The organism is Streptomyces sp. WY228 (assembly GCF_019287315.1).
In the GTDB taxonomy this organism is placed as follows: Bacteria; Actinomycetota; Actinomycetes; order Streptomycetales; family Streptomycetaceae; genus Streptomyces; species Streptomyces caviscabies.
On record NZ_CP079114.1, the window covers coordinates 6,033,595 to 6,060,548 of the forward strand.

Here is a 26,954-nt window from a genome sequence, read left to right on the forward strand (position 1 = left end):
CCGGGCACACAGGATGCGAAGAGTGTCCCGGATTGCGGCAATGGCTGTCCGGCTGTGCGGGACGTGTCGGGAGAGGAAGGTGCTTACGGACTCGAACGGCGGAACCGTGAAGGCCGGGGGCGGCGGATCCGTGAGAGCCCGCGGCCTGGTGTTGGGGTCAGGGTGCCCGGTGCGGGACGGCGGAAACCGTCCCGCACCGGGCGGAGGGGGCATCAGGCCGGCGGCGCGTCCTTGCGCAGCCGGAACCAGTAGAAGCCGTGTCCCGCGAGGGTCAGCAGGTAGGGCCACTGACCGATGGCCGGGAAGCGTACCCCGCCGATCAATTCCACCGGATGACGTCCGTTGAACGATCGCAGGTCCAGTTCCGTCGGCTGCGCGAACCGCGAGAAGTTGTGCACGCACAGGACGAGGTCGTCCTTGTACTCGCGGGTGAACGCCAGCACCGCCGGGTTGGAGGACGGGAGTTCGGTGTACTCGCCGAGACCGAAGGCCGGATTCTGCTTACGGATCTCGATCATCCGGCGGGTCCAGTGCAGCAGCGAGGACGGCGAGGCCATCGACGCCTCCACGTTGGTGACCTGGTAGCCGTAGACCGGGTCCATGATCGTGGGGAGGTAGAGCCGCCCCGGATCGCTGGAGGAGAACCCGGCGTTGCGGTCGGGCGTCCACTGCATCGGGGTGCGCACCGCGTCCCGGTCGCCCAGCCAGATGTTGTCGCCCATCCCGATCTCGTCCCCGTAGTAGAGGATCGGGGAGCCGGGCAGCGACAGCAGCAGCGCGGTGAACAGCTCGATCTGGTTGCGGTCGTTGTCCAGCAGCGGGGCGAGCCGCCTGCGGATGCCGATGTTGGCGCGCATCCGCGGGTCCTTGGCGTACTCCGCGTACATGTAGTCGCGCTCTTCGTCCGTGACCATTTCGAGGGTCAGCTCGTCGTGGTTGCGCAGGAAGATGCCCCACTGGCAGTTCTTCGGGATCGCCGGGGTCTTGGCGAGGATCTCGGAGACCGGGTAGCGGCTCTCGCGGCGCACCGCCATGAAGATCCGCGGCATGACGGGGAAGTGGAACGCCATGTGGCATTCGTCGCCGCCCTGCTCGTAGTCGCCGAAGTAGTCGACGACGTCCTCCGGCCACTGGTTGGCCTCGGCGAGGAGCACGGTGTCCGGGTAGTTGGCGTCGATCTCCTTGCGGACCCGCTTGAGGAAGTGGTGGGTCTCGGGGAGGTTCTCGCAGTTGGTGCCCTCGCGCTGGTAGAGGTAGGGCACCGCGTCGACCCGGAAGCCGTCGATGCCCAGGTCCAGCCAGAAGCGCAGGGCCGCGAGGATCTCCTCCTGCACGGCCGGGTTCTCGTAGTTGAGGTCCGGCTGGTGCGAGAAGAAGCGGTGCCAGTAGTACTGCTTGCGGACCGGGTCGAAGGTCCAGTTGGACGTCTCGGTGTCGACGAAGATGATCCGGGCGTCCTGGAACTGCTTGTCGTCGTCCGCCCAGACGTAGTAGTCGCCGTACGGCCCGTCGGGGTCGGTGCGGGACTGCTGGAACCACTCGTGCTGATCGCTCGTGTGGTTCATGACGAAGTCGATGATGACGCGCATGCCGCGCTGGTGCGCGGCGTCCACGAACTCCACGAAGTCGGCGAGATCGCCGAACTCCGGCAGCACGGCGGTGTAGTCGGAGACGTCGTAACCCCCGTCGCGCAGCGGCGACTTGAAGAACGGCGGCAGCCAGAGGCAGTCGACGCCGAGCCACTGGAGATAGTCCAGCTTGGCGGTGATGCCCTTGAGGTCGCCGATTCCGTCGCCGTTGGAGTCCTGGAAGGACCGGACGAGCACCTCGTAGAAGACGGCGCGCTTGAACCAGTCGGGATCGCGGTCCTTGGCGGGAGTGTCCTCGAACGTGTCGTGGACAGGCTCATTGACGATCATGGTGTGGGTGACCCTCCGGTCGGCGGGGACGGTCGCAGGACGGCGATGTGCGCGGGCGTGGTGCCCGGCTCTAGGCGCACATAGAAGGCCCTGCCCCAGTGGTAGGTATCGCCGGTGAGCTCGTCGCGCACCGGTACGCGCTCGTGCCATGAGAGGCCGAGCCGCTCCATGTCCAACGAGACCGTGGCCTCCTGGGTGTGGTGCGGGTCGAGGTTCACGACCACCAGAACGGTGTTCGTTCCGGAGCGCTTGCTGTAGGCGATCAGCGCTTCGTTGTCGGTGTGGTGGAAGTGGACGTCGCGCAGCTGCCGCAGAGCGGGGTTACGCCGGCGGATCCGGTTCAGCGAGGTGATCAGGGGCGTCAGCGTGCGGCCCTCGCGTTCCGCCGACTCCCAGTCCCTCGGGCGCAGTTCGTACTTCTCCGAGTGCAGGTACTCCTCGCTCCCCGGCTTGGCCGGAGTGTTCTCGCACAGCTCGAATCCCGCGTACACGCCCCAGGACGGGGCGAGCGTCGCGGCCAGGACCGCCCGTGCCTCGAAGGCCGGGCGGCCACCCTCCTGGAGGTAGCCGGGAAGGATGTCGGGGGTGTTCACGAAGAAGTTGGGCCGCATGTAGGAGGCGGCCTCGCCGGCCAGCTCCGTGACGTACTCCGTCAGTTCGTGCTTGGTGTTGCGCCAGGTGAAGTAGGTGTACGACTGCTGGAAGCCGACCGCGCCCAGGGTGTGCATCATCGCCGGGCGGGTGAACGCCTCCGCCAGGAAGACCACGTCCGGATCGGCGCCGTTGATCTCCTCGATGACCTTCTCCCAGAACACCACCGGCTTGGTGTGCGGGTTGTCGACCCGGAAGATACGCACGCCGTGGTCCATCCAGAAGCGCAGGATGCGTACGGTCTCCGCCACCAGACCGCGCATGTCCTTGTCGAAGGCGATCGGATAGATGTCCTGGTACTTCTTCGGCGGGTTCTCGGCGTACGCGATCGAACCGTCGGGGCGGTGGTGGAACCAGTCCGGGTGCTCCTTGACCCACGGGTGGTCCGGCGAGCACTGGAGCGCGAAGTCCAGCGCGATCTCCATCCGCAGATTGCGGGCCACCGAAACGAAGTGGTCGAAGTCCTCCAGCGTGCCCAGCTCCGGATGGACCGCGTCGTGCCCGCCGTCGGCCGAACCGATCGCCCACGGCACGCCCGGGTCGTGCTCCCCGGGCGTCAGGCTGTTGTCCGGACCCTTGCGGTGGGTCGTCCCGATCGGGTGGATCGGCGGCAGGTACACCACGTCGAACCCCATGGCGGCGACCGCGGGCAGTCGCTCGGCGGCCGTCCGGAAGGTGCCGCTGACCAGTCGGGTCGCCGCGTCCGGCGAGGTGTCCGCCGGATCCACCGGCACCCGCTTCGCCCCCTCGGAGCGCGGGAACAGCTCGTACCACGACCCGAACAGCGCCCGCTCGCGCTCCACCCGGACCGCCAGCGGCTTGGAGCGGGTGACCAGTTCGCGCAGCGGATAACGGGCGAGGACCGCGTCGGCGGCCGGGGTCAGGGCGGCGGCCAGCCGGGCGGCCGCCGGGTGGGCGGTGTCGCGCAGCGCGTCCACCGCGGCGAGCACCGCCTCGCGGCCGTGCTTCTTCGGTACGCCGGCGGCGGCCCGCTCCAGCAGCGCCGCGCCCTCGGCCAGCACCAGGTCCGTGTCGATGCCCGCCGGGATCTTGATCGCGGCATGGTGCCGCCAGGTGGCGACCGGATCGCTCCAGGCCTCCACCGTGTACGTCCAGCGGCCCTCGGAGGTCGGGGTGATCTCCGCGCCCCACCGGTCCGTGCCCGGCGCCAGCTCGCGCATCGGGGTCCACGGTCCGACCCGTCCGCTGGGATCGCGCAGCACGACATTGGCGGCCACCGCGTCATGGCCTTCGCGGAAGACGGTGGCGGTGACCTGGAAGGTCTCACCGGCGACGGCCTTCGCCGCCCGTCTGCCGCAGTCGACGAGAGGACGGACGTCCAGGACGGGAATACGACCGATCATGGAATCACCTGAGGGCTGGAGGAGCTCGGCGTGCACGGGGGACGGCACGGGCGCGGAGGACCGACCGCGTGTGCCGCGAAGACGGGGATCTGTCCTTTGTAGCTGCTCAGCTGTCTGCTGACGGGCTGTGGGCATGGCCGCTCCTGTCCGCGTTCACTCGAATGGCACTCGAATGGGTGGGTCGCGGGGGTTTCGTGCATGTTTCGGAATGCACGGAGAACGTCTGCGGGCCGGGTCGTGCCGCGTACCGGGGAAGCCTTCCCCGCGTCCGCCGGGGGGAAATCCGGCGCTGTGTTAACTACTCGGTCGTAGCCAACCGCTCGGGAACCGCCGCGCGCGGCGCGCACGCCCCGGTGGGCGCGGGAACCCGAGGCGCCCCCACAGGTTCCGGATACCCGTTCTGCGGCGCCACACGGCAGCCTTCCCTGTGCCGGTGAGGTCCACAAGGCTGCGTACGGGGGAGAAATCGGCCAAACCACCAGGTGAGCGGTGTGGCGGGGGATCACGGGCGAGGTGGATGAGGTGTCTGTGAAGCGCCCGCGGAGTGCTCACGGGGCGGCGCGCGGCGATCATCCGCGGACCTGGTGCGCCGTCCGCGCGCCGTGGCAGCCCGCCACGGACGGCCGCTACCGTCAGGGGTGACGGAAGGGACGCACACCGTGGTGCGTCCGCTCGGATGCGCAAGTCCCCTGTAAAGGTGGAGTACGTGAAGGCCATTCGTCGATTCACCGTGCGTCCTGTCCTCCCCGAACCCCTCCGACCCCTCCACGACCTCGCGCGCAACCTGCGCTGGTCGTGGCACACCGAGACCCGTGAGCTCTTCCGGTCCGCCGACCCCGAGGGCTGGCGGCCCGCGGACGCCGACCCCGTACGGCTGCTCGGGGCGCTGTCCGCCGGGCGGCTCACCGAACTGGCCGGGGACGAGGCGTACCTCACCCGCCTCGCCGAGGCCTCCGCCGACCTGGCCGAGTATCTCCAGGGCCCCCGCTGGTACCAGGAACAGCGGGCCGCCGGAGCCGAACTCCCCTCCGCCGTCGCCTACTTCTCACCCGAATTCGGCGTCACCGCCGCCCTGCCCCAGTACAGCGGCGGTCTCGGCATCCTGGCCGGCGACCACCTCAAGGCCGCCAGCGACCTCGGCGTCCCGCTCATCGGCGTCGGGCTGCTCTACCGCCACGGCTACTTCCGCCAGACCCTCTCGCGCGACGGCTGGCAGCAGGAGCACTATCCCGTCCTCGACCCCAACGAACTCCCGCTCGACCTGGTCCGCGAGACCGACGGCACCCCCGCCCGGGTGGTGCTCGCCCTGCCCGGCGGACGCTCGCTGCACGCGTGCATCTGGCTGGCCCGGGTCGGCCGCGTACCGCTGCTCCTGCTCGACTCCGACGTCGAGGAGAACGCGCCGGGCGAACGCGACGTCACCGACCGGCTCTACGGCGGCGGCAGCGACCACCGCCTCCTCCAGGAGATGCTGCTCGGCATCGGCGGGGTGCGCGCGGTGCGCACCTGGTGCCGGCTGACCGGCACCCCGGAGCCGGAGGTGTTCCACACCAACGAGGGCCACGCCGGCTTCCTCGGACTGGAGCGCATCCGCGAACTCATCCCCACCGGGCTCGACTTCGACGCCGCCCTCGAAGTGGTGCGGGCCGGGACCGTCTTCACCACCCACACCCCGGTGCCCGCCGGGATAGACCGTTTCGACCGGCAGCTGATCGCCCGCCACTTCGGCGACGACGGCGAGCTGTCCGGCGTACCCGTCGAGAAGATCCTGCGGCTCGGCACCGAGACCTACCCCGGCGGTGAGCCGGAGCTGTTCAACATGGCGGTGATGGGCCTCCGGCTCGCCCAGCGCGCCAACGGCGTCTCCACCCTGCACGGGGCCGTCAGCCGGGAGATGTTCTCCGGGCTCTGGCCGGGCTTCGACCCCGCCGAGGTGCCGATCACCTCCGTCACCAACGGCGTCCACGCCCCGACCTGGGTCGCTCCCGAGGTGTTCCGGCTCGGCGCGGGCCAGGTCGGCGAGGGCCGCGCCCACCAGGTGCTGGCGGGCGGCCCGGTGGCCGACGAGACCTCCTCGCACACCGGCACACCCCGCCGCTGGGACGCGGTGACCGGCATCGGCGACCAGGAGATCTGGGACCTGCGCCGGGATCTGCGCGGCCAGCTGGTCACCGAGGTCCGCCGCCGGCTCTACGCCTCCTGGCGCAGGCGCGGCGCGGGCACCGCCGAGCTGGGCTGGATCGACGGCGTCCTCGACCCGGACGTCCTGACCATCGGCTTCGCCCGGCGCGTCCCCTCGTACAAGCGGCTCACGCTGATGCTGCGCGACCGCGACCGGCTGCGGGAGCTGCTGCTCCACCCGACGCACCCGATCCAGATCGTCGTCGCGGGCAAGGCCCACCCGGCCGACGACGGCGGCAAGCGGCTGGTCCAGGAGCTGGTCCGGTTCGCGGACGACCCGCGGGTGCGCCACCGCATCGTCTTCCTCTCGGACTATGGCATGGGCATGGCGCAGAAGCTCTACCCGGGCTGCGACGTCTGGCTCAACAACCCGCTGCGCCCGCTGGAGGCGTGCGGCACGAGCGGGATGAAGGCGGCCCTGAACGGCTGCCTCAACCTGTCGGTGCGCGACGGCTGGTGGGACGAGTGGTTCGACCCGGACTTCGGCTGGGAGATTCCCACCGCCGACGGCTCCGCGGTCGACGAGGACCGCCGCGACGAGCTGGAGTCCAACGCCCTGTACGCCCTGATCGAGGACCGGGTGGCCCCGCGCTTCTACGACCGGGGTGCGCAGGGGCTGCCGGACCGCTGGATCGAGATGGTCCGCTCCACCCTGGTCAATCTCGGTCCGCGGGTGCTGGCGGGGCGGATGGTGCGCGAGTACACCGAGCGCCTGTACGCCCCCGCCGCGCGGGCCCGCCGGGCCCTGGAGCCCGGGGCCGCGCGGGAGCTCGCCCGGTGGAAGGCCGGGGTCCGGGCGGCCTGGCCGGATGTCGCCGTCGACCATGTGGAGTCGGTCACCGACACCGCGGCGGGCGGCTCGGCGGAGCTCGGCGCCACCCTGGCGCTGCGGGCGCGGATCGCGCTCGGCGGTCTGGAGCCGGACGACGTGGAGGTCCAGGTGGTCGCGGGCCGGGTCGACTCCGGTGACGCCATCGCCGACGCCCAGACCTTCCCGCTGAAGCCGGCGGGCGGTCAGGACCTGGAGGACCGCTGGCTCTACGAGGGTCCGCTCGCCCTGGACCGGACGGGACCGTACGGCTACACCGTGCGCGTACTGCCCGCCCATCCGCTGCTGGCCACGAGCGCCGAGATGGGCCTGGTCGCGCTGCCGGCCGAGGCGGCGGGGGAGGGCGCGGGCGTGCTGCTGCGCTGAGCGCGCGCCCCGGCCGACCCGAGGGGCCCGGCACCCGTGCGGTGCCGGGCCCCTGTGTGTGCGGCGAGCGGTTCCCTTCGTGCAGTGAACGCAGAACCTTGACGTGTCCATGGAATGGCTTTACGTTCCTGACTCATCGCAGGGTTCACCATGCGGCCCAGAGTTCACATCCTTGAACCTCGTGAACTCCGGTGACCTCCCATCACCACCCTTGTCGGGTCGGGCCGTCGAACCGTCACCGCACCGGAAGGCACCCCACATGCGCACCGGCACCATCCCCCGCGTCCTCGGCACCGCCGCCGCCCTGGCCGCGCTGCTCACCACGGCCCTCGCCGCACCGGCCCTCGCGGAGAGATCCCCGGCGAAGGCGCCCGCGGCGGCCCCCGTCACGGCCGCCGCCCCGGCGGACTTCACCCACCCCGGCGTACTCGTCAGCCGCCCCCAACTGGACTTCGTCCGGGGCCGGGTGCAGGCGGGCGCGCAGCCCTGGAAGAGCGCCTACGACCAGATGATGGGCAGCAAGTACGCCTCGCTGACCCGCACCGCCAAACCCCGCGCGATCGTCGAGTGCGGCTCGTACTCCAACCCCAACTACGGCTGCACGGACGAGCGCGAGGACGCCATCGCCGCGTACACGCTCTCGCTCGCCTGGTACCTCACCCAGGACAGCCGGTACGCGCAGAAGGCCATCGAGATCATGGACGCCTGGTCGGCCGTGATCAAGGACCACACCAACAGCAACGCCCCGCTCCAGACCGGCTGGGCCGGCTCCTCCTGGCCGAGGGCCGCCGAGATCATCAAGTACACCTACAGCAGCTGGCCGAACTCCGGCCGCTTCGGCACCATGCTCCGTAACGTCTACCTGCCGAAGGTCGCGGGCGGCTCCCACTCCAACGGCAACTGGGAGCTGTCGATGACCGAGGCGGCGATCGGCATCGCGGTCTTCCTGGAGGACCGCGCCGCGTACGACAGGGCCGTGGGCAAGTTCCGCGGACGTGTCCCCGCGTACATCTATGTGACCGCCGACGGCTCACTGCCCAAGGTCGCACCGGGCAGCGGTCTCGACACCCGGGCCAAAGTCATCAACTACTGGCAGGGCCAGTCCACCTTCATGGACGGGCTCTCCCAGGAGACCTGCCGCGATCTGACCCACACCGGCTACGGCATCTCCGCCATCTCCCACATCGCCGAGACCAGCCGCATCCAGGGCCAGGACCTCTACCCGGAGGTCGCCGACCGGCTGCGGCACGCGATGGGGCTGCACTCCAAGCACCAGCTGGGCACGCCCGTGCCGTCCTCGCTGTGCGGCGGCTCGCTCAAGGACCACCTCGGGCCGGTCACCGAGGTCGGCTTCAACGCGCTCGCCAACCGGCTCGGCTACGCGATGACCAACACGCAGACGCTGACCGAGCGGCAGCGGCCCGCCGGATCCAACAACCTCTTCGTCGCCTGGGAGACCCTGACCCACGCGAACAACCCCGCCTGACCCGGGGGGTGTCATGACGAACGGCCCGGGAGGGGGCGGAACCCCTCCCGGGCCGTTCGGTGCGGTGCGCGTGGATCAGAAGGTGAGCTTGAAGCTGTTGATCCGCCCGGTGTCCTGCCGTGCGAGGTCCTGGACCTTCAGCTTCCAGACCCCGTTGGCCACCTCGGACGAGGCGTTGACCGTGTAGGTCTCCACCACGTTGTCCGCGGAGTCGCCGGAGGAGCGGTTCTTCAGCCGGTAGTTGGTGCCGTCCGGGGCCACCAGGTCGACGACCAGGTCACCGCGCCAGGTGTGCGTGATGTCCACGCCGACCTTGAGGGCGCTCGGCGCGTTGCCGGCCACGCCGGAGACGGTGACCGAGCTGGTGACGGCCGCACCGGCGTCCGGGATGTTCACCACGGTGGTGTTCTCGAACACCTTGCCGCCCGGGTCGGGGTCGCCGCCGCCGGGGCGGGCGCCCACGTTGATGCCGGCCCAGGCGTGGGCCACGGCCGCGTACTCGGGGCTGGTGGCCCCGTACAGCTCACTGGCGACCGCGAGCGTGCCGGTGCGAGCGGCGGCGTAGTTCGTCGTCGAGGTGAACTTGGTGGTGAGCGCCTTGAACCAGATCTGCAGCGCCTTGTCCCGGCCGATGCCGGTCACCGGGAGGCCGTCGGAGGTCGGCGAGTCGTAGTTCACGCCGTTGACGGTCTTGGCGCCGCTGCCCTCGGAGAGCAGGTAGAACCAGTGGTTCGCCGGGCCCGAGGAGTAGTGGACGTCGACGTTGCCGATGCCCGAGTACCAGTAGTCCTTGGACGCGCCGTCCTTGGAGGGCTTGTCCATGTAGCGCAGCGGCGTGCCGTCGCCGTTGATGTCGATCTTCTCGCCGACCAGGTAGTCGCCCGGGTCCTCGCTGGTGTTGGAGTAGAACTCCACGCCCGCGGCGAAGATGTCGGAGGTGGCCTCGTTGAGACCGCCGGACTCGCCGCTGTAGACGAGCTTGGCCGTGACCGAGGTCAGACCGTGCGTCATCTCGTGGGCGGCCACGTCCAGGGAGGTCAGCGGCTTGACGTTGCCGCTACCGTCGCCGTACGTCATGCAGAAGCAGCTGTCCTGCCAGAACGCGTTGACGTAGTTGTTGCCGTAGTGGACGCGGGAGTACGCGCCGACGCCGTCACCGCGGATGCCGGAGCGGCCGTGCACGTTCTTGTAGTAGTCCCAGGTCTCGGCGGCGCCGTAGTGGGCGTCCGCGCCGGCCGTCTCGGCGTTCTGCGGAGTGCCGTCGCCCCAGATGTCGTCCGGGCCGGAGAACAGGGTGCCGGTGCCCGAGCTGCCCCGGTTCAGGTTGTACGTCTTGTGGTTGCCGCGCGTGGTGTCGGTCAGGGTGTACGAGGGCGCGGTGCCCAGGGTGACCTGGCCGTTGTACTGCGTGTTGCCGGTGCCGTTGTGGACGGCCTGCCACTCGTAGAGCTTCTCGCCCGTGGTGGCGTCCGTGAGCACGTGCAGCTCGTTCGGGGTGCCGTCGTGCTGGAGCCCGCCGACCACGGTCTCGTACGCGAGCTGCGGCGCGCCGCTGCCCAGCCACACCACCTTGCGCGGGGCGTTCTCCGCCTTCTCGGCCTTCGACCCCTCGGCCTTGGCCGCGCCGAGCGCCTGCTTCTCGGCCGCTGCCGGGGCCACGTCGGCGGTGAGGCCGACGGCCTTCAGCTGCGCGCTGGTCGCCTTCGACGCCTTGCTGACGCCCTCGGTCCGCCCGGCCGCGGACTCCTTGACCACGAGGTCGCCGCCGAGGACGGGGAGGCCGTCCAGCGTGCGCTCGTAGCGGGTGTGCGTCGTGCCGTCGCGGTCCTGGACGACATCGCGGACCACGAGCTTCTCGGTGGACCCGAGGCCGAGTTCCTTGGCGGTGGCCGCCTTGGTGGCGTTCGCCTCGCTGAGCAGCTCGGCGCGCTGGGCGGGCGAGAGCTTGGCGGGCAGGGCGCCCGGGTCGGCCTTGGTGCCGGCGGTGATGCCGCCGAGCGGGGCCGAGGCGGGCGCGGAGGTGGCGGTGGCGGCGCCGGACGGAACGGCGACGGCTATGAGGGCTGCTGCGGCTATCAGAGCGCCGGTCGCGGTGGCGCGACGGCTGGGCGTGGATCTCACGCGGACTCCTTCTGCGAGGGGGGTACCGGCGGCGCTGGACGGGCCGTCCGGACGGTGCAGGCGGTGCGCAGAACGGGGTGAAGAGTGTCAGCAGATGACCGTGTCTGTCAGGAGCGCGTCAATAACTTGGCCGGTTTTCGTTCGTTGCCGGAAAGGTCATGTTCGTTAAGCGGACGTTTCGCCGATCATTGCCGCAGTGTTACCGGGCGTTGTGGAGACCGGTATTCACAGGGTGGTCACAGGTTTCGCGCGCGACGGGCACCGCGCGGGCGCGGGCGGGAAGTGGCGTGATGACCGCCTGATGAGACGACGTCGGATTCTGGCCAGATCCGCACGCCGGAATGCGCCGGTCCGTCAGGATGCGGCCCGGCGCGGGGCGGAGCTCAGGCGGTCGCGTCCGGCGGGTAGACCGCGTCCAGGAGGTCGCGCACGAAGCGGTCGAGGTCGTCGAGTCCCGCCGCCGCGAGGGTGCCGGGGCCGTTCGTCAGCAGATGCGGGACCGCCGCGTGCAGGGCGAGGGTGACGACGGCGGCCCGCTGCGGGGTGACGGGCAGCCCGGCGGCGCGCTGGGCCGCCTCGAAGCCCGCGAAGTCGCCGGTGGCCATCGGGTCGAGGATGCCGGAGAGCCAGGGCCGCCGGGTCGCCTCGGCCTGGAGCTCCAGCACCGCGAGGAGACGGGCGCGGCCGGGCCCCGCGACGTTCTCCAGGAGCGAGCGGAAGAGGGCGGTCAGGCCCTCGCGGTCCGCCGGCCCCGGGTGGGCGGCCAGCTGCGCGGTGAGTGCGACGTACTGCTCCAGGCAGCGCTCCGCCACCGCGCGGAGCACCGCGTCGCGGGTCGGGAAGTAGTTCTTGGTGGTGCCGGGCGGCACCTCGGCGGCCCGGTCCACGGCCCGGTGGGTCAGGCCGCGCCCGCCGTCCCGGGCCAGCACCTCGATCGCCGCGTCCCGCAGCCGGTCCCGCCGGTCCGGATTCACGCGCGCTCCCTCACTCCCGTACCGCTGCCGTCATTCCCGGACCGCTGTCGCCCCCGGCCTCCGCCCTTGCCGATGTTACCCCAAGCGTGGTACCACGGATGTGGTGGTTTTTCTGCACCGGCCGGACGAGCTTCGGGAGTGCGACATGACGGGAACGGCGACCGTGGTCGGCGCGGGCATCGGCGGACTGGCGACCGCGATCGGACTCCGCCGCGCGGGCTGGAGCGTGACCGTGCTGGAGCGGCGCACCGAACTGGAGCGGTACGGTGCGGCCTTCGGCATCCACCCCACCGCACAGTCCGCGCTCGACCGGCTCGGCGTCGGCGACGCGCTGCGCGACCACGCCGTCCCCTACCGCGACGCGCACATCCGCACCCCGGACGGAACGCCGATCGCCCGCCTCCCGCTGGAACGCATCGAACGCAAGGCGGGCCGTCGCCCTGCTGGACTGCGGCATTCGCGCGACCTTCGGCACCGACCCGGCTGCGGCGGCGAGCACGCCGTGCGCCGGCGGCGAGCCGCTTCTTCGCGCTGACCCGGTCGGCGCCGCAGGGCCCGCACCAACTGGTACGCCACCGCCCCCGAGGCCACCACCGCCGAGGAACTGCGCGGCCTCTTCGCCGGCTGGCACGACCCGATCCCGCGCATCCTGGACGCCACCGATCCGGCGGCCTGGATCCGCTACGAGATGCGCCACCTGTACCCGGCACTGCCGACTTTCGTATCTGTGGACGCCCGCCACGCCCCGTCCGCCGCCGGGCCCTCCGCCGCCGGGCCCTCCGCCGCCGGGCCCTCCGCCGCCGGGCCCTCCGCCGCCGGGCCCGACTCATCGGCGGCCCCCGTCGCCCTGGTCGGCGACGCGGCCCACGCCATGACGCCCAACCTGGGCCAGGGCGCCTGCACCGCGATCCTGGACGCGGACGCCCTGACCCGCGCGCTCGCCGCCGCACCCCCGGGCCCGGCGGGCGTCACCGGAGCCCTGCGCGCCTACGACCGTGAACGCCGCCGCAGCGCCCAGCGGACCGCCTTCGCCTCCCGGACCCTGCACCGTTTCATGAGCACGGAACGCACCCGGCTGCGCGATGGGGCGGTGCGGCTGCTGCCGGGGTGAGGCGGGCGCGAATACGGTCGCCCGAGCGCGGGCGCGCACCCTACGATCGGCGGACCGGGACCGCGCGGTCCCGCAGGGTGCGGTGCCGTGGCCGAGCGGTCCAAGGCGATCGCCGCGGGGAAGGTCCTCCGCGCGGCGACTCGATGAGGCAGGGGCGGACCTGTCCCGTCTCGTCCGCGGGTTCGAATCCCGTCGGCATCGCACCCGGCTGTCAAGGCGGAGTGACCGGACGCCGACGACCGGCTTCCGGACAGGACGGAGCCTTCCGGGCGACAGGTCCCGCCCGCACCGCTACAACGGAGCTTCCACCCTCAGGAAGGCTTCGCCGTGCAGCTCGGGACGATCGGTATCTGGAGCCTGGCGTTCACGCACGGGGACCGCGCCGAGGCGCGGGACGCCGCGACCGAGCTGGAAGAGCTCGGATACGGCGCCATCTGGCTCGGCGGCAGCCCGGGCGGCAACCCGCGCGCGGACCTGCTCACGGCTTCGGCGGTCCTGTCGGCGACGAGCCGGATCACCGTCGCGACCGGGTGCGTGTCCATCTGGGACAGGCCCCCCGGCCAACTCGCCGCCGCCTACCACGCCTTGCCGGAACGGCAACGGAACCGGCTCTTGGTGGGCCTGGGCGTCAGCCATGCCGAGATCGCCGGCCGGTACCACGAGCCGTACCACGCGCTGCGCTCCTACCTGGAGGCACTGGACGCGGCGGATCCGCCACTGCCGTCGACCGCGCGCATCATCGGTGCGCACGGGCCGCAGATGACCCGGCTGGCAGCAGCCAGGACCACGGGAGTGCACCCCTACCTCGTCGGCCCCGCCCATACCGCCTGGGCCAGGTCGATGCTGGGAGAAGGGCCCTTGCCGGCGCTGGAACAGACCGTCATCCCGCACCTCGACGCCGAGAAGGCCCGCGCCACGGCCCGGACCATGCTCGCCCCCTACCTCGGGCTGCGCAACTACCGGTCGGCGTGGCTGCGCGGGGGTTTCGCGGTCGAGGACCTGTCCGGCGGCGGCAGCGACCGGCTGATCGACGAGCTGTTCGCCTGGGGCGGACCGGACGAGATCGCCGATCGGCTCACCGAGCACCACCGGGCCGGAGCCGATCACATCGCCGTCCAGGTGGTCACCGACACCTTCGGCGCCTTCGCCCGCCAGGCATGGCGCGACCTCGCCCCGCAACTGCTCGCGGCCTAGGGCGTGTCGTCGCCTGCCGTCTGCCGTCTGCCGTCTGCCGTCTGCCGTCTGCCGTCTGCCGCCTGCCGCCTGCCGGGCGACGACGGCAGTGTGACGACAGGCCCTGGGCAGTGCTCCTCGGGTCATGCATCAGGAGGCGGCGTCATGTCTGGACGGCGTAGAGAGCGTGGTCCTTGCTGCCCACGTAGATCGCATCGCCTGCCACCGTCGGAGAGGACTCCAGGCCGGCGCCCGTGCGAAAGGCCCAGCGCTTCTTCCCTGTTCGCGCGTCCACCGCGTACAGATGACTGTCCTCACTGCACACGTAGACCACCCCGTCCGCCACGACCGAGGCGGAGAAGATACTGCTTTCGGTTTCGAAAGCCCAGCGCTGCTTGCCTGTCGCGGCGTCCAGAGCGAACAGGTACTCGATGCTGTCGCCGACGTACACCACGCCATCGGCCACGGTCGGCGCCAGGAGAGCGCGGTTGCCGGCTCCTACCTTCTTGTATCTGGCACCGGTGCGGGACCACTGCTGCTTCCCGGTCACGGCATTCACCGCGTACAAGCGACCACTGGTGACGTACACCAGGCCGTCGGCCACGACCGGGGCGGAGTTCACGCCGTCGAGGACGGGGAAGGCCCAACGTCGTTTTCCCGTCCTGGCGTCCAGCGCGTAGAGATGGTTGTCGTCGCTGGCGAAGTACACGACGCCGTGCACCACGACCGGCGCCTTTGTCACATCGCCGTTCTCGCGGCAGCGAAAGTCCCATCTTTTCTTGCCTGTTATCGCGTCCACCGCGTAGAGGATCCCGTCGCCGCTTCCGGCGTAGACGATGTTGTCGACCACGACCGGCGACCAGAATACTGATCCGTCGCCGAAGACCCAGCGCTTCTTGCCGGTGGCGGCGTCCACCGCGTACAGGCCGTTGAGGTAGGTGCCCACGTAGAGGAGACCGCCCACGACAACCGATGCCGAGTAGACCACATTGCCGGTGTCGAGGGACCAGCGCTTCTTGCCCGTGGCAGCGTCCAGCGCGTACACGTGGTTGTCGTTGCTGCCGAAGTAGACCACGCCGTTCGCGACGGTCGGCTGCGACTTCACCTCGGCGTCGGTCCGAAAGGACCAGAGCTGCTCGCCGGGCTTGCGGGGGGCCGGCGGAGAGGCGGTACGGGTCGGCTTCCGTGCGGATGGCTGAAGGGTGGAGGGCGAGCCGGCGGAGCCGGAACGCCCGTCGGCGGTCTTCCAGACCGCGACGGCGAGCCCGGCGGCGGCTGCCGTACCCGTCAGGGCGAACAGGGCGCCGCGCCGGGAGAGGGGAGGCGGCGGGGACACGGGGCTGTGCACGGCCTGCCCGGCGGTCCGGGTGGGCTCGTCGTGCAGGGCCGGGGCGGTGACCGGAGGGGTGTCGGGCGCGGCAGGCGTCTGCAGCGGTTCGGGCGCGGCTCCGTGCGGTGCGGCGGGCAGATCCGGCGCGGTGGGGGTCGGTGCTGCGGCAGGGGCGGTCGGCAAGGCGGGACTGCGGGGCAGCGGAGTGGAGGCCTTCGCCCGGACCAGCCGGTCGACCTCGTCGGGCATCCAGCCGGGCTCCGTGAGCAGGGTCGTCGCTTCGGCCGTAGCCCGCTCGCCCGCGGTGGTCATGCGGTGCAGCAGGTCGGCCAGGGTCGGCCGCTGGTCGGGCTCCTTGGCCAAGCAGGCTGCCACGGTCCGGCGCAGTTCCGGGGGAAGAGCGTCGAGGTCGGGCTCCTCGTACACGGCCCGGAAGTGCAGGGCGTGAGGAGTGCCCGTGCCGAACGGGCCGACGCCGACAGCGGTGTAGGCGAGTACCGCGCCGAGCGCGAAGACGTCGCTGGGGGGCCCGACGGGCCTGCCGGTGAGCTGTTCCGGCGACATGAATCCGGGCGTGCCGATCGTCGTGCCGGTGTGGGTCAGCGCGCTGGCCTCGCTCGCTGTCGAAATGCCGAAGTCGATCACTCGGGGGCCGTCGGGGGCCAGCAGGACATTGGAGGGTTTCAGATCGCGGTGCACGACGCCGGCGGCGTGGATCGCCTCCAGGGCCTCCGCCAGACCGGCGCCGAGTGCCAGCACGTGCTCGGCCTGCCACGGCCCGTGCTGGGCAACCGCCTCGCCCAGCGACACACCGGATACGTAGACGGTCGCCAGCCAGGCCGGGGAACCGTCGGGGTCGGCGTCGACGACCCCGGCGGTGAAGGCCCCGTTCACCCTGCGGGCCGCCGTCACCTCACGAACGAAGCGGCGCCGGAAGTCCATGTCCCGGGCCAGCTCCGGACGTACCACCTTCAGCGCGACCGGGCGGCCGCCGGGCGAACGTCCCAGGTACACCTGCCCCATGCCGCCCGCGCCGATCCGCGCCACGATCCGGTACCGCCCCACCTGTCGCGGGTCCTCCGGCTCCAGTCCGTCGAACACGGCCCCTCCTCTGCCAACGGCGCAGCCCTCCCGGGCACTTGACAGCGCGCATCATGCCAGAACGGGTGGGGCGGGAGAGGGGGCGTCGACGGGGCCTCCGGGCATGCTCCGGGCCAGGGAAACGAAGGTCCTGACCGTCTCGCCGCGCCGGAACGGTGCGCACCGAAGCACGAACCCGCAGCCGGGTCCGCTCAGGCCAGACTGTCCTTCCACGTCCGGTGCAGTCCCGCGAACCGCCCCGTACCGCCGATCAGTTCGGACGGCGCGCCGTCCTCCACGATCCGGCCGTGCTCCATCACCAGCACCCGGTCCGCGATCTCCACCGTGGAGAGCCGGTGGGCGATCACCACCGCCGTGCGGCCGTGCAGCACCGTGTCCATGGCCCGTTGCACGGCCCGCTCGCCGGGGATGTCCAGGGAGCTGGTCGCCTCGTCCAGGATCAGCACCGACGGGTTCGCCAGCAGGGCACGGGCGAAGGCCACCAACTGGCGCTGGCCCGCCGAGATCCGGCCGCCCCGCTTGCGTACGTCGGTGTCGTAGCCGTCCGGCAGGGCGGCGATGAAGTTGTGCGCGCCGATCGCCTTCGCGGCGTGCTCGATCTCCTCGCGGGTGGCGTCCGGGCGGCCGATCGCGATGTTCTCCGCGACCGTTCCGGAGAACAGGAACGCCTCCTGCGTCACCATCACCACGCCCCGGCGCAGCTCGGCGGTGTCCAGGTCGCGCAGGTCCGTGCCGTCCAGCAGGACCCGGCCTTCGGTCGGGTCGTAGAACCGGGCCAGCAGCTTGGCCAGCGTCGACTTGCCCGCGCCCGTGGAGCCGACGACCGCCACCGTCCGGCCCGCCGGGATGTGCAGGTCGAAGGTGGGCAGCACCTCGCCGCCCGTCCGGTAGGCGAACCGCACCCCGTCGAACGTGACCTCCCGGCCCGGGAGGTCGCCGGAGCGCGGCGGCAGTTCCCTGGGGTGGTCGGTCTCCGGGACGTTCGGCGTCTGGGCCAGCAGACCGGCGATCTTCGCCAGTGAGGCCGCGGCCGACTCGTAGGAGTTGAGGAACATGCCCAGCCGGTCGATCGGGTCGTACAGCCGGCGCAGATACAGCACCGCCGCCGCCAGCACACCGAGCGCCAGCGTGCCGTCCGCCACCCGGTAGGCGCCCCACAGCACCATGCCGGCCACCGCCGTGTTCGCGATCAGCCGCGAGCCGACGACATAGCGCGCCATCTCCAGGATCGCGTCGCCGTTCGACCGCTCGTGGCGGGTGTTCAGCTCGGTGAAGGCGGCGTCGTTGCTCCGCTCCCGGCGGAACGCCTGGACCGGGCGGATGCCGTTCATCGTCTCCGCGAACTTCACGATCACCGCCGCGATCGCCGTCGACCGTGCCATGAACGCGACGGACGCCCGCCGCCGGTACATCCGGACCATCAGATACAGCGGTACGAAGGAGAGCGTGGCGATCGCGCCGATGCCCAGGTCCAGCCAGAGCAGCACCAGCGAGATCGACACGAACGACAGGACCACGCCGATCAGTTCCTGGAGCCCCTCGCTCAGCAGCTCCCGCAACGACTCCACATCGGTCGTGGAGCGCGAGATCAGCCGGCCCGAGGTGTAGCGCTCGTGGAAGTCGACGCTGAGCGCCTGCGCGTGCCGGAAGATCCGGCCGCGCAGATCGAGCAGCACGTCCTGGTTGATCCGTGCGGCGGCCCGGATGAAGCCGTACTGGAGGACGCCCGCGCCGACGGAGCAGAGCGCGTAGCCGACGGCGACCGCGATCAGCGGGCCGTAGTCGTGGTCCCGGAACGCCGGAACCCCGCTGTCGATCGCGTACGCCACCAGCAGCGGGCCCGCCTGCATCGCACCCTGCTGAACCAGCAGGAGCAGGGCCGCCACGGCGACCCGGCCGCGCATCGGGGCCAGCAGCGAGAGCAGCAGCGACCGCGTGGCCCCGGGCGGAGCGGGCAGGTCGTCCTGGTCGAACGGGTCGTCGGAGAGGGGCCGTTCGGGGGCGGGCGGGCTCTTCTTCCGCGGGCCGTCGTCCTCGGCCGCGGGACGTGAGGCGTCGTCGGTGGTCGTGGTCATCGGGCACTGCCCTCCTCGGCGGGGACCTGCCCGACGGCGGCCCGGTGATTCTCGTCGCCGGCGCCCCGGCGGTCCTCGTGCCCGGCCTCGTGGCCGGTGCCCCGGTGGTCCTCGTGCCCGGTGCCGGTGGGCCCGGCGCCCTCGTGCGGACGGGCCGGATCGCCGGGCTCGGCGCCCGACATCAGCCAGGCGTACTCCGCGTTGTCGCGCAGCAGCTCCTGATGGGTGCCGACCGCGGCGATCCGGCCGCCCGACAGCAGCGCCACCCGGTCGGCCAGCATCACGGTGGACGGGCGGTGCGCCACGACCACCGCCGTCGTCCGCTCCAGGACCTGCCGCAGCGCGGCCTCCACCAGCGTCTCCGTGTGCACGTCCAGCGCGGAGAGCGGGTCGTCCAGCACCAGGAAGCGCGGCTCACCGACCACGGCGCGGGCCAGCGCCAGACGCTGGCGCTGGCCGCCGGACAGGCTCAGGCCCTGCTCGCCGACCTCGGTGTCCAGCCCGTGCGGCAGCTCGTGCACGAAGTCGGCCTGGGCCACCGACAGCGCCCGGCGCACCTGCGCCTCGTCCGCGCCCGCCGCGCCCATCGTCACGTTCTCGCCGACCGTCGCGGAGAACAGCGTCGGCTCCTCGAACGCCACCGACACCAGCTCCCGCAGCCGCGAGCGCTCCATCGTGGCGATGTCCTCGCCGTCCAGCGTGATCCGCCCGCCGGTCGCCTCGTGCAGCCGGGGCACCAGAGCGGTCAGCGTCGTCTTGCCCGACCCCGTACCCCCGACGAGGGCCAGCGTCTCGCCCGGCCGGATGTGCAGATCGATCCCGGCGAGGACCGGCGGCGAGCCCGGATCCGCGTCCGGGTAGCGGAACTCGACGCCCTCGAACACCATCCCGGCGGCGGTGGCCGGCGCGTCCTCGCGCACGGCGACGGCCCCGGGCTCCTCCGGGACGTCCATCACCTCGAAGTACCGGTCGGTGGCGGTCGCCGACTCCTGGCTCATCGCCAGCAGGAAGCCGATCGACTCCACCGGCCAGCGCAGCGCGAGCGCGGTGGAGAGGAAGGCCACCAGCGTGCCGGCCGACAGCGATCCGTCCGCCACCTGGATCGTGCCGAGGACCAGCGCGGCGCCGATCGCCAGCTCCGGGATGGCGGTGATCAGCGCCCAGATCCCGGCGAGCAGCCGGGCCTTGCCCAGCTCCGTGGTGCGCAGCCGGTGCGACAGCGCCCGGAAGGCCTGCGCCTGGCTGCGGTGCCGGCCGAAGCCCTTGACGATGCGGATGCCCAGCACGCTCTCCTCGACCACCGTGGTGAGGTCGCCGACCTGGTCCTGGGCCCGGCGCGCGACCACCGAGTACTTCGTCTCGAACAGCGAGCACAGGATCATCAGCGGCACCGCGGGCGCCAGCAGCACCAGACCGAGCGTCCAGTCCTGGGCGAACAGAAGAACGAACCCGAGGAGGATCGTCGTCGTGTTGACGATCAGGAAGGTCAGCGGGAACGCCAGGAACATCCGCAGCAGCATCAGGTCCGTCGTCCCGCGCGACAGCAGCTGACCCGAGGCCCAGCGGTCGTGGAAGGCGACCGGAAGCCGTTGCAGATGGCGGAAGAGGTCCGCCCGCATCGACGCCTCGACCCCGGCCAGCGGACGTGCCACCAGCCATCGCCGGAACCCGAACAGCAGCGCCTCCGCGATGCCCAGCAACAGCAGATACAGCGCCCCCAGCCACACCCCGCCCGGATCGCGGTCGGCGACGGGACCGTCCACCATCCACTTCAGGACCAGGGGGATCACCAGCCCCAGAGAGGACGCCACGATCGCCACGAAGGCGGCCGTGAACAGGCGGACCCGCACGGGGCGGACATAGGGCCACAGGCGCAGGAGGGAGCGCACGGCGGACCGGTCCGTGCGCTCTGCAGGCTTTTCGGGCATCAGGGCCGACCATACGTTTCACCACTGACATCGGTCCTCCCAATTTCGGCCGGACCGAGCCCTCCTCCCCGCCCGGTCCGGCGGAACGCACCCCCGACCGCACACCGGAACGCACCTCGGGCCGCACCCCGGGTCGTACCCCTCGATCAACCGATCGGCCGATGCGCCGTCGAGCGTGACGGCGGATACCGCCCGGGACCGTCCGCCGGAACCCTGGTGGACATGGCCATCATCGAAGTCAACGAGGTACGCAAGACCTACGCGGGCCGTGCCGTGGTCGACGGCGTCTCCTTCTCCGTCGAGGAGGGCGAGATCTTCGGCATCCTCGGTTCCAACGGGGCGGGCAAGACCACCACCGTCGAGTGCGTGGAGGGCCTGCGCATCCCCGACGCGGGCACGGTCAGGGTCGCCGGGCTCGACCCCGTCGCCGACCACGACCGGGTGACGCACCTGCTCGGCGCCCAGCTCCAGGAGAGCGAGCTCCAGGCCAAGCTGACCGTACGGGAGGCGCTGGAGCTTTACGCCGCCCTCTACCCGGCCCCCGTCGACTGGCGGCCGCTCGCCGACCGGCTCGGCCTGACCGACCGGCTCTCCACCCGGTTCGCGAAGCTCTCCGGTGGCCAGAAACAGCGGCTGTTCATCGCCCTCGCCCTGATCGGCGACCCGAAGGTCGTCGTGCTCGACGAGCTGACCACCGGCCTGGACCCGCGCGCCCGCCGCGACACCTGGAAGCTCATCGAGGAGGTCCGCGACAGCGGGGTGACCGTGCTGCTCGTCACCCACTTCATGGAGGAGGCCCAGCGCCTCTGCGACCGGATCGCCGTCATCGACCGGGGCCGGGTCGTCGCCCTGGACACCCCTTCCGGGCTGATCCGGCGGGCCACCGGCTCCACCGTTGTCTCCTTCGTCCCCTCCCGCACCCCGGCCGGACCCGAACTGGACCGGCTCGCCGCGCTGCCCGGCGTCGCCTCGGTGACCCCGCCCGACGCCGCCGGCGTGCTCGTTCTGCACGCCACCGACGACACCGTCACCCCGCTCATCGCCCTGCTCGCCGAACTCGGCGTCACCGCCCAGCGGCTGCGGATCACCGAGACCAGCCTCGACGACGCCTTCCTCGACCTCACCGAGCACGACCTCGCCGAGCACGACCTCACGGGACATGACCTCACCGGACAGGACGCCTGACATGAACCCCGCATCGACCCCGACCCCAACCCCGACCTCAACCCAGACCCCGGTCCCGACCCCGCCCCGTACGCCGCAGAGCGCCGCGCCCGTCCGACGGCGCGGCCCCATGGCGGCCGTGCTGCTCACCGAGACCCGGCTCTTCCTGCGCGAACCGGGCAGCCTCTTCTGGATCCTCGCCTTCCCGACCGTCCTCCTGGTGATCCTCGGCTTCGTCCCGGCCTTCAAGGAGGCCGACGAGAATCTCGGCGGACGCCGGGTCATCGACCTCTACGTCCCCGTCTCCGTCCTGCTCGCCATGATCATGGCCGGACTCCAGGCGATGCCGCCGGTCCTCACCGCGTACCGCGAACGCGGCATCCTGCGCCGGATGTCCACCACCCCGGTGCGGCCCTCGGCCCTTCTCACCGCCCAGATCACCCTGCACGGCGCGGCCGCCCTCGGCTCGGCGCTGCTGGTCGTCGCCGTCGGCCGCGTCGGCTACGGGGTCGCGCTGCCCGGACAGCTCCTCGGCTACGCGCTGGCGCTGCTGCTCGCGGTCGCCGCAGTGCTCGCCCTGGGCGCGACGATCTGCGCCCTGTCCCGTACGACGAAGGCGGCCACCGCGGTCGGCTCGGTCGCCTACCTCGCGATGATGTTCACCGCCGGGGTCTGGGTGCCCGTCCAGGCGATGCCCGACACCCTGCGCCGCGTCGTGCAGCTGACCCCGTTCGGCGCCGCGTCGCAGGCCCTGGACCAGGCCGCATCCGGCCACTGGCCGAGCTGGGCGTACCTCGGTGTCGTCGCGCTGTGGACCGTGATCCTGGGCATCGCGGCCGGTCGACTCTTCCGGTGGCAGTGACGGAGACTGCCCGCATGACGCAGCCGCCCTGCTCCGCGTACCCGTCCGGCGCGACCGGGCCCCGCACGATCGAGGACCGCTGGGAGCAGTTCCACCGGTACGGGCCCTACGCCGTCCTCGCCCTGTCCGCCCTCGTCGGGGGCGTCGCCGCCGACCTGATCATGACCCGTACCGAGATGTACGCCGCCGGGGTCCTGGTCGCGGCGGCGCTGGGGCTCCAGGTCTGGTGGGGCCGGACCCGACCGCGTACCGCGCCGCGCGCCGCGGCCGGGGTGTTCTACTACGCCGCCCGGACCGTCCTCGCCTTCGCCCTGTCCTGGCTCAACCCGTTCTTCGCGATCTACGCGGCCCTCGGCTACTTCGACGTCGAACCCCTGCTGCCCCAGCGGGCCGTGCGCGGCGGGCTGCTCGCCACCGCCGTCACCCTGGCCGGTTCGCAGAGCGGCGGACTGCCGCCCGCCACCCTGATGAACTGGGTCGCCTTCGGCGCGCTCTACCTCATCAACTCCGCCCTCGCCCTCTTCTTCTGGCACATCGGGATGCGGGAGGAGGAGAAGGCCCGGATCCAGGTCGAGACCATCGCCGAGCTGGAGCGCACCAACCTCCGGCTGGAGGAGGCCATGGCGGAGAACGCGGCCCTGCACGCCCAGCTCCTCGTCCAGGCCCGGGAGGCCGGGGTCGACGACGAGCGGCGCCGGCTCGCCGCCGAGATCCACGACACCCTCGCCCAGGGCCTCACCGGGATCATCGCCCAGCTCCAGGTCGTCACCTCCGTCACGGAGCGCGATCCGGCCACCGCCCGCCTCCACCTGGAACGGGCCGCCGCGCTCGCCCGCCACAGCCTCGGCGAGGCCCGCCGCTCCGTGCACAATCTGGCGCCCGTCGCCCTGGAACACGACGAGCTGGCCGGGGCGTTGGAGAAGACCGTCGCCGACTGGGCCGAACAGCACCGCGTCCGCGCCGACTTCACCGTCACCGGCACCGTCGAACCGGTCCACGACGAGATCGCCGCCACCCTGCTGCGCATCGCGGGCGAGGCCCTGGCCAACGCCGGGCGGTACGCCGGGGCCTCGCGGGTCGGGGTGACGCTGTCCTTCATGGACGACGAACTGACCCTGGACGTACGGGACGACGGCCGCGGCTTCGACCCGGCGGCGGCCGCCCCGGCGAGCCGCACCGGAGGCTTCGGCCTCGGCGGCATGCGGGCCCGCGCGGAACGCATCGCGGGAGCGGTCGAGGTGGAGTCGGAACCGGGCGGCGGCACAGCGGTGTCCGCCCGGGTGCCGCTGGTCAGACAGGCGTGAGCCCCCGTACGGTGCCGTCATGACCGAGACCCCCGCCCGCACCATCAGCCTCGTCGTCGTCGACGACCACCCGGTCGTCCGCGACGGACTGCGCGGCATGTTCGCCGCGGCCCCCGGCTTCGAGGTGCTCGGCGAGGCGGCGGACGGCGTGGACGCCCTCGCGGTCACCGAGCGCCTCGACCCGGACGTCGTCCTGATGGACCTGCGGATGCCCGGCGGCGGGGGAGTGGCGGCCATCGCGGAGCTGACCCGGCGGGGCGCGCGCTCGAAGGTCCTGGTGCTGACGACGTACGACACCGACTCCGACACCCTGCCCGCGATCGAGGCGGGCGCGACCGGCTACCTCCTCAAGGACGCCCCGCGCGAGGAGCTGTTCGCCGCCGTCCGGGCCGCCGCCGACGGGCGCAGCGTCCTGTCGCCCGCCGTCGCCTCCCGGCTGATGACCCGCGTCCGCACCCCCGCCGCCGGTCCCGCCGAAACCGCGCTGTCGGCCCGCGAGCGCGAGGTGCTGGTCCTGGTGGCGCGGGGCACGACGAACCGGGAGATCGCCGCCGAGCTGTTCATCAGCGAGGCGACCGTGAAGACCCACCTCACCCACGTCTTCGCCAAGCTGGGCGCCAAGGACCGGGCCGCGGCCGTCGCCGTCGGCTACGACCGGGGCATCCTCGGCTGAGGCCCCGGCTACTCCGCCACGCGCAGCAGCAGCACCGAACGGGCCGGCACCGTCACCTCCGTACCGCCGTCGATGACCGTGCCCGGGGCCTCCGCCTGGTCCTCCCGCGAGGTGTCCAGGACCAGTTCGTAGGCGTCCGCCCACGGCGCGCCCGGCAGTTCGAAGGTGACCGGCTCCGCGCCCGCGTGCAGCACCGCCAGGAAACTGTCGTCGCTCACCGGTTCGCCCCGCGCGTCCCGCCCCGGAATGTCCCGGCCCGAGAGATACAGCCCGAGCGTGGCCGCCGGTGCGTACCAGTCGCCCTCCGTCATCTCCCGGCCGTCCCGGGCGAACCACGCCAGATCCCGCAGCCCGTCCGGGGCCTGCGCCCGGCCGGAGAAGAACGCGCGGCGCCGCAGCACCGGATGGGTCCGGCGCAGCGTCAGCACCCGGGCCGTCAGTGCGGTCAGCTCCCGCCAGTGCGGCTGGTCCAGCAGCGACCAGTCGACCCAGCCGGTCGCGTTGTCCTGGCAGTAGGCGTTGTTGTTGCCGCCCTGCGTCCGGCCCATCTCGTCGCCCGCCACCAGCATCGGCACCCCGGTGGAGAGCAGCAGCGTGGTCAGCAGGTTACGGAGCTGGCGGCGGCGCAGCGCGTTGATCTCCGGATCGTCGCTCTCGCCCTCGGCCCCGCAGTTCCACGCCCGGTTGTCGTTCGTCCCGTCCCGGTTGCCCTCGCCGTTCTCCTCGTTGTGCTTCTGCTCGTAGGAGACCAGGTCGCGCAGGGTGAAGCCGTCGTGCGCGGTGACGAAGTTGACCGAGGCGTACGGGCGGCGGCCGCCCCAGGCGTACAGGTCGCTGGAGCCGGTCAGCCGGTAGCCGAGATCCCGTACGTCGGGGAGCGCGCCGCGCCAGAAGTCCCGTACGGCGTCGCGGTAGCGGTCGTTCCACTCGGTCCACAGCGGTGGGAAGGCCCCGACCTGGTAGCCGCCGTTGCCGACGTCCCACGGTTCGGCGATCAGCTTGACCCGGCGCAGCACCGGGTCCTGGGCGATCACCGCGAGGAACGGCGAGAGCATGTCGACGTCGTGCATCGAGCGGGCCAGCGCCGCCGCCAGGTCGAAACGGAAGCCGTCGACGCCCATCTCGGTGACCCAGTAGCGCAGCGAGTCGGTGATGAGCCGCAGCACCTGGGGCTGCACCACGTGCAGGGTGTTGCCGCAGCCGGTGTAGTCGGCGTAGCGGCGCGGATCGCCCTCCAGACGGTAGTAGCCGCGGTTGTCGATGCCGCGCAGCGACAGCATCGGGCCCAGCTCGCCCGCCTCCGCGGTGTGGTTGTAGACGACGTCGAGGATCACCTCGATCCCGGCGTCGTGCAGCGCGCGCACCATCCGCTTGAACTCGCCGACCTGCTGTCCCGCGGTGCCGGAGGCGGAGTAGTCGGCGTGCGGGGCGAAGTAGCCGATGGAGTTGTAGCCCCAGTGGTTGTGCAGCCCGCGCCGCAGCAGGTGGTCCTCGTGGGCGAACTGGTGCACCGGCAGCAGTTCGACGGCGGTCACCCCGAGCCGGGTGAGGTGCTCGATCGCGGCCGGGTGCGCGAGGCCGGCGTAGGTGCCGCGCAGCTCGGGCGGGATGTCCGGGTGGAGCTTGGTGAAGCCGCGTACGTGCAGCTCGTAGATGACGGAGTCGGCCCACGGCGTTTTGGGCCGGCGGTCCTCCACCCAGTCGTCGTCATCGTGGACGACCACCCCCTTGGGGACGTACGGGGCCGAGTCCCGGTCGTCGCGCACGGTGTCGGCGACATGCTGGTCCGGCCAGTCCCGGACGTGCCCGTACACCTCGGGCGGCAGGGCGAAGGTCCCGTCGACGGCACGGGCGTACGGGTCGAGCAGCAGCTTCGCCGCGTTCCAGCGGGCCCCTGTCCACGGGTCCCAGCGGCCGTGCACCCGGTAGCCGTACCGCTGACCGGGCCGTACGCCGGGGACGAAGCCGTGCCAGATCTCATGCGTCAGCTCGCTCAGCGGGCACCGCGTCTCAACGCCCCGCTCGTCGAACAGGCACAGCTCGACCGCCTCGGCCCCGCCCGCCCACAGCGCGAAGTTCGTCCCCGCCACCCCGTCCGGACCGACCCGGAAGCGGGCCCCCAGCGGCATCGGGGCCCCGGGCCACACGGCGGGCGCGGCCGCCCCCGACCGTACGGCGTCGGCGCGCTGCGCCTGGGCGACCTCCGCCCGCACGGCGGCCACCGCGTCCGGATCAGCCACCGGCACCGGCACCGGCTCCTGACCCCGCACCGGCTCCTGGTCCTGTACTGCCTCCTGCTCGGCTGCGCTCGACACCGTGCGGCCTCCCGCGGCTCGTGGGAC

The 26,954-nt window shown here is 72.0% G+C and carries 15 protein-coding genes, 1 tRNA gene and 1 pseudogene; 9 read left to right on the top strand and 8 right to left on the bottom strand.

The genetic code is table 11. The features are described from left to right. Window positions 1–212: 212 nt before the first annotated feature. Both treS and KV381_RS26525 read right to left on the bottom strand, forming a co-directional pair. On the bottom strand, window positions 213–1,919 hold the full coding sequence (gene treS, locus KV381_RS26520) for a maltose alpha-D-glucosyltransferase (protein ID WP_030079176.1): 1,707 nt from the start codon (window positions 1,917–1,919) through the stop codon (window positions 213–215). Beyond that, window positions 1,916–3,934: an alpha-1,4-glucan--maltose-1-phosphate maltosyltransferase gene (locus tag KV381_RS26525; RefSeq protein WP_103538768.1), complete on the bottom strand. Its 2,019-nt coding sequence runs from the start codon at window positions 3,932–3,934 to the stop codon at window positions 1,916–1,918. The genes treS and KV381_RS26525 overlap by 4 nt, the downstream gene beginning before the upstream one ends. Window positions 3,935–4,640: 706 nt before the next feature. On the opposite strand from KV381_RS26525, the gene glgP reads away from it, so the two are divergent. Together glgP and KV381_RS26535 are read left to right on the top strand one after the other, a co-directional pair. Next, entirely contained in the window at window positions 4,641–7,310 is a 2,670-nt protein-coding gene (gene glgP, locus KV381_RS26530; RefSeq protein WP_218786564.1) for an alpha-glucan family phosphorylase, read from the top strand. Window positions 7,311–7,569: 259 nt separating this feature from the next. Beyond that, entirely contained in the window at window positions 7,570–8,796 is a 1,227-nt protein-coding gene (locus KV381_RS26535; protein WP_030626411.1) for an alginate lyase family protein, read from the top strand. Window positions 8,797–8,871: 75 nt separating this feature from the next. On the opposite strand, the gene KV381_RS26540 is transcribed toward KV381_RS26535, so the two are convergent. Continuing rightward, window positions 8,872–10,917: a M4 family metallopeptidase gene (locus tag KV381_RS26540; RefSeq protein WP_030626413.1), complete on the bottom strand. Its 2,046-nt coding sequence runs from the start codon at window positions 10,915–10,917 to the stop codon at window positions 8,872–8,874. 383 nt (window positions 10,918–11,300) lie between these two features. Continuing rightward, window positions 11,301–11,891, bottom strand: a complete 591-nt coding sequence (locus KV381_RS26545) for a TetR/AcrR family transcriptional regulator (protein WP_218786565.1) — start codon at window positions 11,889–11,891, stop codon at window positions 11,301–11,303. 163 nt (window positions 11,892–12,054) lie between these two features. Here KV381_RS26545 and KV381_RS37125 point away from each other — a divergent pair. From KV381_RS37125 to KV381_RS26565, 3 genes and pseudogenes are all read left to right on the top strand, one after another. Further along, a pseudogene (locus KV381_RS37125) lies at window positions 12,055–13,002 on the top strand (FAD-dependent oxidoreductase). Between the two features lie 81 nt (window positions 13,003–13,083). Further along, a tRNA-OTHER gene (locus tag KV381_RS26560) sits at window positions 13,084–13,203 on the top strand. A gap of 126 nt (window positions 13,204–13,329) precedes the next feature. Next, a complete protein-coding gene (locus KV381_RS26565) occupies window positions 13,330–14,196 on the top strand; it encodes a TIGR03620 family F420-dependent LLM class oxidoreductase (protein WP_218786566.1) in 867 nt (288 codons plus the stop codon). 142 nt (window positions 14,197–14,338) lie between these two features. Here the strand turns inward: KV381_RS26565 and KV381_RS26570 are convergent, their stop codons facing one another. The 3 genes from KV381_RS26570 to KV381_RS26580 form a co-directional block, all read right to left on the bottom strand. After that, window positions 14,339–16,606 (bottom strand): serine/threonine-protein kinase, encoded by a 2,268-nt coding sequence (locus KV381_RS26570; protein ID WP_218786567.1) that lies wholly within the window; start codon window positions 16,604–16,606, stop codon window positions 14,339–14,341. A 191-nt stretch (window positions 16,607–16,797) separates the two neighbouring features. Then, window positions 16,798–18,681: an ABC transporter ATP-binding protein gene (locus KV381_RS26575; RefSeq protein WP_218786568.1), complete on the bottom strand. Its 1,884-nt coding sequence runs from the start codon at window positions 18,679–18,681 to the stop codon at window positions 16,798–16,800. Next, complete coding sequence (locus KV381_RS26580) at window positions 18,678–20,609, bottom strand: ABC transporter ATP-binding protein (protein WP_218786569.1); 1,932 nt, start codon at window positions 20,607–20,609, stop codon at window positions 18,678–18,680. Before KV381_RS26580 ends, KV381_RS26575 begins: the two co-directional genes overlap by 4 nt. Before the next feature lie 222 nt (window positions 20,610–20,831). Between KV381_RS26580 and KV381_RS26585 the strand changes: the two genes are divergently transcribed. From KV381_RS26585 to KV381_RS26600, 4 genes are all read left to right on the top strand, one after another. Then, window positions 20,832–21,794, top strand: a complete 963-nt coding sequence (locus tag KV381_RS26585; protein ID WP_193462470.1) for an ABC transporter ATP-binding protein — start codon at window positions 20,832–20,834, stop codon at window positions 21,792–21,794. 109 nt (window positions 21,795–21,903) lie between these two features. After that, window positions 21,904–22,635: an ABC transporter permease gene (locus KV381_RS26590; RefSeq protein WP_256995250.1), complete on the top strand. Its 732-nt coding sequence runs from the start codon at window positions 21,904–21,906 to the stop codon at window positions 22,633–22,635. Window positions 22,636–22,649: 14 nt separating this feature from the next. Next, window positions 22,650–23,939 (top strand): sensor histidine kinase, encoded by a 1,290-nt coding sequence (locus KV381_RS26595; protein ID WP_218786571.1) that lies wholly within the window; start codon window positions 22,650–22,652, stop codon window positions 23,937–23,939. A gap of 19 nt (window positions 23,940–23,958) precedes the next feature. Continuing rightward, a complete protein-coding gene (locus tag KV381_RS26600; RefSeq protein WP_030079149.1) occupies window positions 23,959–24,612 on the top strand; it encodes a response regulator transcription factor in 654 nt (217 codons plus the stop codon). A gap of 8 nt (window positions 24,613–24,620) precedes the next feature. Here KV381_RS26600 and glgX read toward each other — a convergent pair whose 3' ends face one another. Continuing rightward, window positions 24,621–26,927, bottom strand: a complete 2,307-nt coding sequence (glgX, locus tag KV381_RS26605) for a glycogen debranching protein GlgX (protein ID WP_218786572.1) — start codon at window positions 26,925–26,927, stop codon at window positions 24,621–24,623. Between the last annotated feature and the right edge of the window lie 27 nt (window positions 26,928–26,954).